The 8,450-nt window shown below is 61.8% G+C and carries 6 protein-coding genes and 1 pseudogene; 6 read left to right on the forward strand and 1 reads right to left on the reverse strand.

Annotation, left to right across the window (positions count from 1 at the left end; genetic code table 11):
- Window positions 1–37: 37 nt before the first annotated feature.
- Complete coding sequence (locus tag G3N94_RS02390) at window positions 38–1,006, forward strand: alpha/beta hydrolase (protein WP_205790472.1); 969 nt, start codon at window positions 38–40, stop codon at window positions 1,004–1,006.
- A gap of 565 nt (window positions 1,007–1,571) precedes the next feature.
- Here G3N94_RS02390 and G3N94_RS02395 read toward each other — a convergent pair.
- Entirely contained in the window at window positions 1,572–2,252 is a 681-nt protein-coding gene (locus tag G3N94_RS02395) for a TetR family transcriptional regulator (RefSeq protein ID WP_205790473.1), read from the reverse strand.
- Window positions 2,253–2,380: 128 nt separating this feature from the next.
- Between G3N94_RS02395 and G3N94_RS02400 the strand changes: the two genes are divergently transcribed.
- The 5 genes and pseudogenes from G3N94_RS02400 to G3N94_RS02420 all read left to right on the forward strand — a co-directional run bounded on the left by G3N94_RS02400 (window position 2,381) and on the right by G3N94_RS02420 (window position 7,958).
- Window positions 2,381–3,463: an alkene reductase gene (locus G3N94_RS02400; protein WP_205790474.1), complete on the forward strand. Its 1,083-nt coding sequence runs from the start codon at window positions 2,381–2,383 to the stop codon at window positions 3,461–3,463.
- A gap of 53 nt (window positions 3,464–3,516) precedes the next feature.
- Entirely contained in the window at window positions 3,517–4,305 is a 789-nt protein-coding gene (locus tag G3N94_RS02405; protein WP_205790475.1) for an SDR family oxidoreductase, read from the forward strand.
- Between the two features lie 187 nt (window positions 4,306–4,492).
- Window positions 4,493–5,494: an NADP-dependent oxidoreductase gene (locus G3N94_RS02410; protein ID WP_205790476.1), complete on the forward strand. Its 1,002-nt coding sequence runs from the start codon at window positions 4,493–4,495 to the stop codon at window positions 5,492–5,494.
- 207 nt (window positions 5,495–5,701) lie between these two features.
- Window positions 5,702–6,325: pseudogene (locus tag G3N94_RS02415) on the forward strand (alpha/beta hydrolase); the annotation flags it as partial.
- Between the two features lie 286 nt (window positions 6,326–6,611).
- Window positions 6,612–7,958 carry a Fic family protein gene (locus G3N94_RS02420; protein ID WP_205790477.1) on the forward strand — a complete coding sequence of 449 codons (1,347 nt, stop codon included), beginning with the start codon at window positions 6,612–6,614 and terminating at the stop codon, window positions 7,956–7,958.
- The last annotated feature ends 492 nt before the right edge of the window (window positions 7,959–8,450 follow it).

Consider the following 8,450-nt stretch of genomic DNA (forward strand, 5'->3'; position numbering starts at 1 on the left):
CTACACCTGGAAATACCTCACCCTGGAGACCAATACAATGCGTCATCTACTGAAGGCAAGCGTCCTCGGACTTGCTCTGGCAGCAACACTCATTTCAGCGGCTGCGGGCGCGACCGACGTTTCGCCAGATAGCGCGACGATAAGTCCGCTGACGCTGCAACAGGAATTGGAGGTCAACTGGAAGAACGTGCCAACGCAAACCATCTCGGCGGGCGGCGTGGACTTCGCGTATCGGGAGCTTGGAAAAGACCACGATGGCACGCCAGTGGTGTTTCTTACCCACCTGGCCGCCGTGTTGGACAATTGGGATCCTCGTCTGGTAGACGGCTTTGCGGCGGAGCATCATGTAATCACGTTCGATAATCGGGGCGTCGGTGCTTCCAGTGGCTCGCCGTCGGACTCGATTGAGCAGATGGCTGAGGATGCCATCACATTCATCAACGCGATGGGGTTCAGGCAGGTAGACCTTTTTGGCTTCTCGATGGGCGGGATGGTCGCCCAGGAAATCGTGCTGAAGGACCCGCAACTGGTCCGCAAGATTATTCTTGCGGGCACTGGTCCCGCCGGTGGAGAGGGGATCAGCGATGTGGCGGGCGTCACTTTTCAGGACATGCTGCGCGGCTTTTTCACCCATCAGGATCCGAAACAGTATCTTTTCTTCACTCGCACGCCCAACGGCATCGCCGCTGGCAAGGCGTTCCTGGCGCGATTGAACGAACGCTCGGAGAACCGTGACAAGGAAATATCCGTGACGGCGTTTCTTGCTCAGTTGAAGGCACTGCGCGCCTGGGGCCACAAAGAACCCGATGACCTGTCGGTCGTGAAGAACCCGGTTTTGGTTGTCAACGGCGACAGCGACAGGATGGTCCCAAGCAAGGACTCGCAAGAGCTGGCGCAGCGCCTGCCGAACAGCAACCTCATTATCTATCCTGATTCCGGCCATGGCGGGGTGTTTCAGAACCAGGTCAACTTTTTGCCGAAGGCGCTTGAGTTCCTTGCCAAATAGGCTTCGAGGAAGGCGTTCGACGGCTACGCAATTACCGCGGGTGGCGCGCCGGAAGGGCGAAGGGTCCGTTTGAGACAAAGACCTCATGGTTCGGCAGGTCGCACCGAGCACGGGATATCTGGAATTTTGCCAAGGATTCCAACATGACCGATGCACGCCACCGCGCTAACGCGCTTCATGGAAGTCGATGGCGATAGACTCGCCAATTCCCGCTGGGGCTGGCTCTGTTCTTCGCGTCCACGATTTTCGTAGTGTTCGGTGCCAGGCTTCCTGGCATCACGACTAGCGCACATCGATCGCGAACGACGCATGCGGCTCGGACCGGGATTGTCATTGCGTTCGCAGGAAGCGCCGCCCTGCTGATCGGCCGGGTGGACGCCTACTACTTCTCGGCGGTATGGACACTGTTTCTGGTAGGGATGGACCTGATCCATCCGCCGGGCACCGCAGTCGCGCTGCCGCCCTTCGGGCCGCAGGCAGGTGCCGCCTCGGCCCTGCTCGGCTTTCTGCAGATGGGCTGCGCGGCGCTCGCCTTCGGAGTTGTCTCTGCGCAGGCGGTGCCCGCCTATTTGACCTTCTGTATCGTCCTGGCGGTCAGCCTGGCGCTGTCCCCGCCTGTGTTCTGGAGATCGGCTGGTCGCTGAATGCCAGAGATACGCCGGTCGTGCGAAGGCGCGGACGCGCTCAGTGACGCGAGGATCTCGTCGCGGCAAACCGCAAGGATTTCATCGGCCAGCGGCGAGTCGTCCGGACAGGCCCGCGACATGACGATGGCGCCCACCGCGTGCGCCAGTATGTCGAGGGACCGGGCCCTCACCTGGTCCGGATCGGCACCGTCCAACGCAGTGCCCTCGGGGCTCAGCGCAGCCAGCAGGCTCTCGATGCCGGCCGCGAACGTGGCCCGGACCGCTTCCGGCTGACGTGCAGCATCCCCGCCCAGTGCCGCCATCGTGCAACCGGTCGCGCGGGTGTCGCGGTGCTCGCGGGAAAGGTAGTGCCGCACGAACTCCGGCGCGTCCACACCCGCGCTCAGTGCCGCGGTCTGCGCGATGCTGCAGGCCGCCGATTCCGCCATCAGGTCGGCCTTCGAGCGGAACTGTTTGTAAAAGCCACCGTGGGTAAAGCCGGCGGCGGCCATCAGATCGGCCACGCCAACCCCGTCGTAGCCGCGCTCCCGAAACAGCCTGGACGCCGTCTCGACAACGTGCTCCCGGTTGGCCTGCGCCTGTGCCTTGGTGATCTTCATTTGTTGACCACTGTGGGTTCATGTCTGTGACGGCTCCATTATACATTGATGTCGATCGTCATCAAAACATCGACAGATTGGATTGTGATCGTCATCATTGATGTATTCCCACCAGAGGCTGACGCAACATGACCGACAAGACGCTTTTTGAGCCCTACGTCCTTGGCCGCCTGACACTCGCCAATCGCTTTGTCATGGCACCGCTGACCCGCAACCGCGCAGGCGTGGGGCTGGTGCCCAGTGAACTGGCCGCGACCTACTACGCCCAGCGTGCCTCGGCCGGCCTGATCATTACGGAGGCCACCCAGGTGTCAGCTCAGGCGCAGGGCTATCAGGACACCCCGGGGCTGTACACACCGGAGCAAGTCGCCGGCTGGCGCAAGGTCACCGAGGCTGTGCATGCCAGGGGCGGGCGCATCTTCACGCAACTCTGGCACGTCGGCCGTGTTTCGCACGTCGATGTCCAGGCCGGCGGCGCTGCGCCGGTCGCACCGTCGGCGATCCGTGCAGCGACCAAGACCTTCGTGAACAACGGATTTGCCGACGTCTCCGAGCCACGCGCTCTGGAACTCGCCGAACTGCCGGGCATCGTGAACGACTTTCGCCAGGCTGCGGCCAACGCTATTGCAGCCGGATTCGACGGCGTGGAGATCCACGGTGCCAACGGCTATCTGCTGGAGCAGTTCATCAAGGACGGAGCCAACCAGCGCACTGACGCCTACGGCGGCTCGATCGAGAACCGCGCGCGCCTGTTGCTGGAAGTCGTCGCGACAGTGGGGGAAGAAATCGGCGCCGACCGCACCGGTGTGCGCATCTCGCCCGTGTCGCCGGCAAACGGTATTTCGAGCAGCGATCCTCAGCCGCAGTACGACTATATCGCCGGGCAGCTCAACGCGCTGGGCATCGTCTACCTGCACGTGGTCGAAGGTGCGACCGGCGGCCCGCGCGATGTCGCGCCGTTCGACTACGACGCGCTGCGCCGCCGGTTCAAGCAAACCTATCTGGCCAATAATGGCTACGACCTGGAACTCGCCACCGCCAGGCTCACCGAGGGCAGGGCAGACCTGTTCGCCTTCGGTCGTGCCTTCATCAGCAACCCCGACCTGGTCGAACGCCTGAAGACCGGCGCCCAGCTGGCGCGGCCGGACTTCGCCACGCTCTATGGTGGCGGCGCTGCGGGCTACACCGACTACCCGTCCATCACCGCATGAGGCGCGCGCTGCTTGCGCCCGCGTCCGAACGACCCTTGCAAAGGAAATAACCCATGACCACGCTTCCGACGGTTCTCATCACCGGCGCCTCTTCCGGGATCGGCGCCACCTACGCCGAGCGCTTCGCCCGCCGGGGCCACGACCTCGTGCTGGTTGCGCGCGACGAGGCGCGCCTCGATACGCTGGCCGCGCGACTGCGTGAAGAATGCGGTGTGGCCGTCGACGTGCTGCAGGCAGACCTGACCCGGCCTGCGGACCTGGTCGTGGTCGAGACTCGCCTGCGCGATGACGCTCGCATCGGCCTCCTGATCAACAACGCCGGAATGAGTCAGTCGGGCGGCTTCGTGCAGCAGACCGCTGAGGGCATCGAACGCCTGATTACGCTCAATACCACGGCGCTGACGCGGCTCGCGGCCGCGGTCGCTCCGCGCTTCGTGCAGTCGGGTACTGGCGCGATTGTCAACATCGGCTCGGTGGTGAGCTTCGCACCCGAATTCGGCATGTCGATTTACGGCGCCACCAAGGCCTTTGTCCTGTTCCTCTCGCAGGGATTGAATATCGAGTTGTCGCCCAGCGGCGTATACGTGCAGGCGGTGCTCCCGGCGGCGACCCGCACGGAGATCTGGGAGCGCGCCGGCATCGACGTCAATTCGCTTACCGAGGTGATGGAGGTCGGCGAACTGGTTGATGCGGCATTGGTCGGCTTCGATCACCGCGAGCTGGTCACCATTTCGCCGCTGTATGTGGCCGGGCGCTGGGACGCGCTGGATGGCGCGCGTCAAGGGCTCATGTCGGACATTCGACAGGCGCACGCGGCCGATCGCTATCGACCGGAAGCCTGACCACTACGGCTTCTGTCTTACTCGAAAACCAGGCCATGCCTTATCGACCGACACCCCGGCTTAGCCCTAAACAGGTAACAGGTAACCCGATGACTGACACCCATATCACCACGTCCACGCGCTTCGCGGATGTTGGCGGTACGCTGAACTCGGCCCATCATTTAAACCACATTGGAATTAGAGCAACATGAAAGGACTTACATTCAAACGCTATGGCAAGTCCCCCGAGATCGGGTTCGCCGACGTTCCGCGCCCCACGCTAAAACCCGATGAACTGCTGGTCCAGGTCCACGCGGCGGGGTTGAACCCAATCGATAACATGATTCCGGCGGGAACGTTCAAACCCGTCCTCAAGTTCGAATTGCCGGCCACGCTGGGCAGCGATGTTGCCGGCGTGGTGGTTGAGGTCGGTAGCCGCGTGACACGTTTCAAGCCAGGCGATGCCATCTTTGCCAGCCTCTTCGATCTTGGCAGAGGCTCAATCGCCGAATTCGCGGCGGTGCCGGAAAGCGTTGCAGCACTAAAGCCGGCCAATCTGGACTTTGTGCAGGCTGCCTCGGTTCCGATGGTCGGACTCACCTCGTGGCAAGCCTTGAAGGAGCGCGCCAATCTTCGCGCCGGTCAGAAGGTGTTCGTCCCTGCGGGGTCCGGCGGTATCGGCACGTTTGCGATCCAGCTGGCAAAGCACTTTGGCGCCAAAGTGGCAACGACCACCAGCGCGGGCAATGTTCAGCTGGTAACCAGGCTGGGTGCAAACGAGGTGGTCGACTATAAGAAGCAGGAATTCGAGAAAGTGCTGCACGGCTACGACGTGGTGCTCGGCACGCTGCGGGGCGACGCGATCAAGAAATCCGTCGGTATCCTCAAACCAGGGAGCAAGATTGTCTCGCTCATCGGTCCGTTGGACGCCGCGTTCGCACGCGCACGACGACTGAATTTCTTCTTAGTGTTAGTGTTCGGGTTGATGAGCCGCAAGATCATGCGCCTCGCAAGGAAGCACGACGTCACCTACTCATTTCTCTTCGTACGCCCTGATGGTGCTCAGCTCACCGAAATTGGCGAACTGCTCAAGTCAGAACGCATCCGTCCGGTGATCGACAAGGTGTTTCCGTTCGAGCAGGCGAACGAAGCGCTTGAATACCTGGCCCAGGGACGCGCCAAGGGCAAGGTCGTCGTCAAGATCAAGTGAAGTACCAAACGATTGAACGGGCAGGAGCTTGTCCAAGCAAGGTAGGCCTCTGCGCATGACGGCGGGCAAGCGGGTTTCCAGTTGACATGTTTAATTCGCGTCCCGGAAACCATTGTCCAGCAAGCCTTCGCGGCATTCAACGTAGAGCGGACCCGTGAGTTGACGATTTTAATGTCGCAAAGTTGACAAGTTTATTGTGTACTACGAACGCTGGGCGATCTGGCGGCTCACGCGAGTGCGCTGCTCGATGCGCTCGGCATCGCGCAATGCGCGATCGTCGGACTGAGCGTCGGCGGCATGTGGGGGGCACAGCTTGCGTTACGCGAGCCCGAGCGCGTGCGCGCGCTGGTCTTGATGGATACGTCGCTCGAGGCCGAGCCCGACGTGACGCGCACGCGCTATTTCGCGATGCTCGACGCGATCGAGGCCGCCGGCCGGATCGCGCCGCCGCTGCTCGATGCCATCGTGCCGCTGTTCTTCCGGCCCGGGGCAGACCTGACAGGTGCCGTGCCGGCCGCGTTCCGCGAGGCGCTGGCAAAGCTTTCGACGAACCGACTGCGGCAGTCGATCGTACCGCTCGGCCGGATTATTTTTGGCCGACCGGACACACTGTCGACACTCGCCGCGCTGGACGGCGCGCGGACCCTGCTGATGTACGGCGCGAACGACGTGGCGTGCCCGCCGGCCGAAACCGTGAAGATGGCCGGGGTGATCGGCTGCCGGCATGTGTTCGCGCCCGACGCGGGCCCCATCGCCAATCTGGAGAATCCGGCGTTCGTCACACAGACGCTGCTCGAATGGCTCGGCGAGCAGGCGGTGTCGGCAGGTTGACGAGCGGGCAAGCCGGGCCGCCGGCACGCGCGGTCCGCGCATGCATGGTCGCCTGAAAGAGCGCGGGCGACCGAGGCCGCCGACGCCGCGCCGTATCCTTCGCCGCAGACGGCGAGTACCTTGAAGGTCGGTTGCGGGCATCGAGGATGGCGCACAAGGAACGCGAGACCGGATGAGCTCAAATTCGCATTCTTGTGAGCTGATTTGATCGGCGTGAGCTGATAGTGAGCCAATGTGAGCTGATTTTGGATAAAATGAGCTGATTTGAGCTGATAGGAGCATTGCCATGGCGGTAAAGGACGAGATCCTAGCTATCCTCCGCCAGCGCGCACTCGCCGGAATCGCTTCGGCCAGTTCGTCGGAGCTGGCGGGGAAGCTGTCAGCCAGTTGGTCCACCGTGAAACGTCAGCTGGACACCCTGGTGCGCACGGGTGAGGTGGTGCGGGCCGGACGCGGGCGTGGCACACGGTATCAGCTCGCGGACGCTCCCGCAGTCGCCGCTGTCCCGGTATCGTCGCCGACATCGGCGACAGGCCCCTCGTGGTCGACGCAAAGTCAGGCACTTCGCGCATTGCTGACGCGTCCACTGGCGACGCGTGATCCCGTGACCTATCAACGGGCCTTCGTCGATGGCTATCGCCCCAACGAGAGCGCCTTGTTGCCAGCGCGACTGGCCCAAGCGTTGGCCGATGAAGGACGCATGAAAGGGCAGCAGCCGGCGGGGACCTATGCGCGCAAGGTCCTGGAGCCACTACTCATCGACTTGTCGTGGTCCTCATCCCGTCTTGAAGGTAATCGCTATTCCTTGCTTGCGACGAAGGAGCTATTCGAGAGCGGGATCGCGGGAGGCGATCTGGACGCGGTGATGCTGCTTAACCACAAAGCGGCGATCGAATTCCTGGTCGATGCTGTCCCTGAGTATGGCTTGACGACGGCACTCGTTCGGAACCTGCATGCGATCCTGATGCAGGATCTTCTCGCTGATGCAGACGGGTTGGGCAGCATTCGGCAGAAGGTGGTGAACATCAGCGACACCACATACATGCCGACCCAGGTTCCCTCGCTGCTGGAGGAGATGCTTGGCCAAATCGTCGCAAAGGCGCAGCAGATCAAGAGCCCGGTCGAGTCGGCCTTCTTTTTGTGGGTCAATATTGCCTATCTGCAACCATTCGAGGACGGCAATAAGCGCACGAGCCGCCTCTCGGCCAATATTCCATTGATGCTGTACAACTGCGCACCCCTGTCTTTTCTCGACGTCGATGCACAGGACTACGCGTTTGCGATGATGGGCGTCTATGAACATCGCGACGTCGCAATCGCCGCAGACTTGTTCGAGTGGGCATACCGACGCTCGATCAAGAAGTACGCCGTTACGCTCGAAGCGATGGGGATCCCAGATCCGATGCGTTTGCAGTTCCGGGCAGCGCTGACTGAGGCAATCGGAAATATCGTGCGTGACAGCAAGACCACTGACGAGGCGATCGCCGCGTTGTCGTTGACGCCGGAGCAGGCGGGACAGTTTCGGCCATTGCTTGAGGCTGAACTCCGTGCGCTCGACCTCCACAACTGCGCTCGTTATCGCCTGACGCTGGGACAGACCAAGAAGTGGATCGCCGAAGGACGTCTGCAATAGAAGCCGACGTAGCGGACAACGCTGAAGGCATCGCCTTGGTTGGGGTGCGCGCCACTGAAGTTGTCCGACCAAGATGCGCCATGAATTATTGGTCAACCCACCCAATGATATGCGATGGGAAGCAACAGAATGGTGAGCGTTTTCGGGATGGGCGACCTGAAATTCCAGTGTTGCAATACGCTGCGCGAGCCAAGTCTCGGATCGTCAGCCGTGCGAGTGGCGTGAAGGCGGGAATTCGGCCTTTGCTGACATTGGGGCGGCCTGGGTTCGACGTCGGCAATGTGGCGGATTGCTGACAGTGGCTGCATCGAGTAGCCGAACGTCAGCATCCTGTATTCAGCGAACTCACACTCTCGACCCGCTCCTGTGACGTTGCCCGCGAATTTCGTATCCGCTAACCGAGCATTTATTATGCCGCTTCCTTTCGCTGTGCGGCGTGCCAGTCTTGTTCAAATTGCATCGGACTGACGTAATTCAACGTCGAGTGCAAAC

The sequence above is a fragment of the Burkholderia sp. Ac-20353 genome (assembly GCF_017104785.1).
Taxonomy (GTDB): Bacteria; Pseudomonadota; Gammaproteobacteria; order Burkholderiales; family Burkholderiaceae; genus Burkholderia.

Bases quoted from the DNA above. Each gene is read 5' to 3' on its own strand.
- G3N94_RS02420 (WP_205790477.1), top strand. From the start codon at position 6,612: ATGGCGGTAAAGGACGAGATCCTAGCTATCCTCCGCCAGCGCGCACTC.
- G3N94_RS02410 (WP_205790476.1), top strand. From the start codon at position 4,493: ATGAAAGGACTTACATTCAAACGCTATGGCAAGTCCCCCGAGATCGGG.
- G3N94_RS02400 (WP_205790474.1), top strand. From the start codon at position 2,381: ATGACCGACAAGACGCTTTTTGAGCCCTACGTCCTTGGCCGCCTGACA.
- G3N94_RS02395 (WP_205790473.1), bottom strand. From the start codon at position 2,252: ATGAAGATCACCAAGGCACAGGCGCAGGCCAACCGGGAGCACGTTGTC.
- G3N94_RS02405 (WP_205790475.1), top strand. From the start codon at position 3,517: ATGACCACGCTTCCGACGGTTCTCATCACCGGCGCCTCTTCCGGGATC.
- G3N94_RS02390 (WP_205790472.1), top strand. From the start codon at position 38: ATGCGTCATCTACTGAAGGCAAGCGTCCTCGGACTTGCTCTGGCAGCA.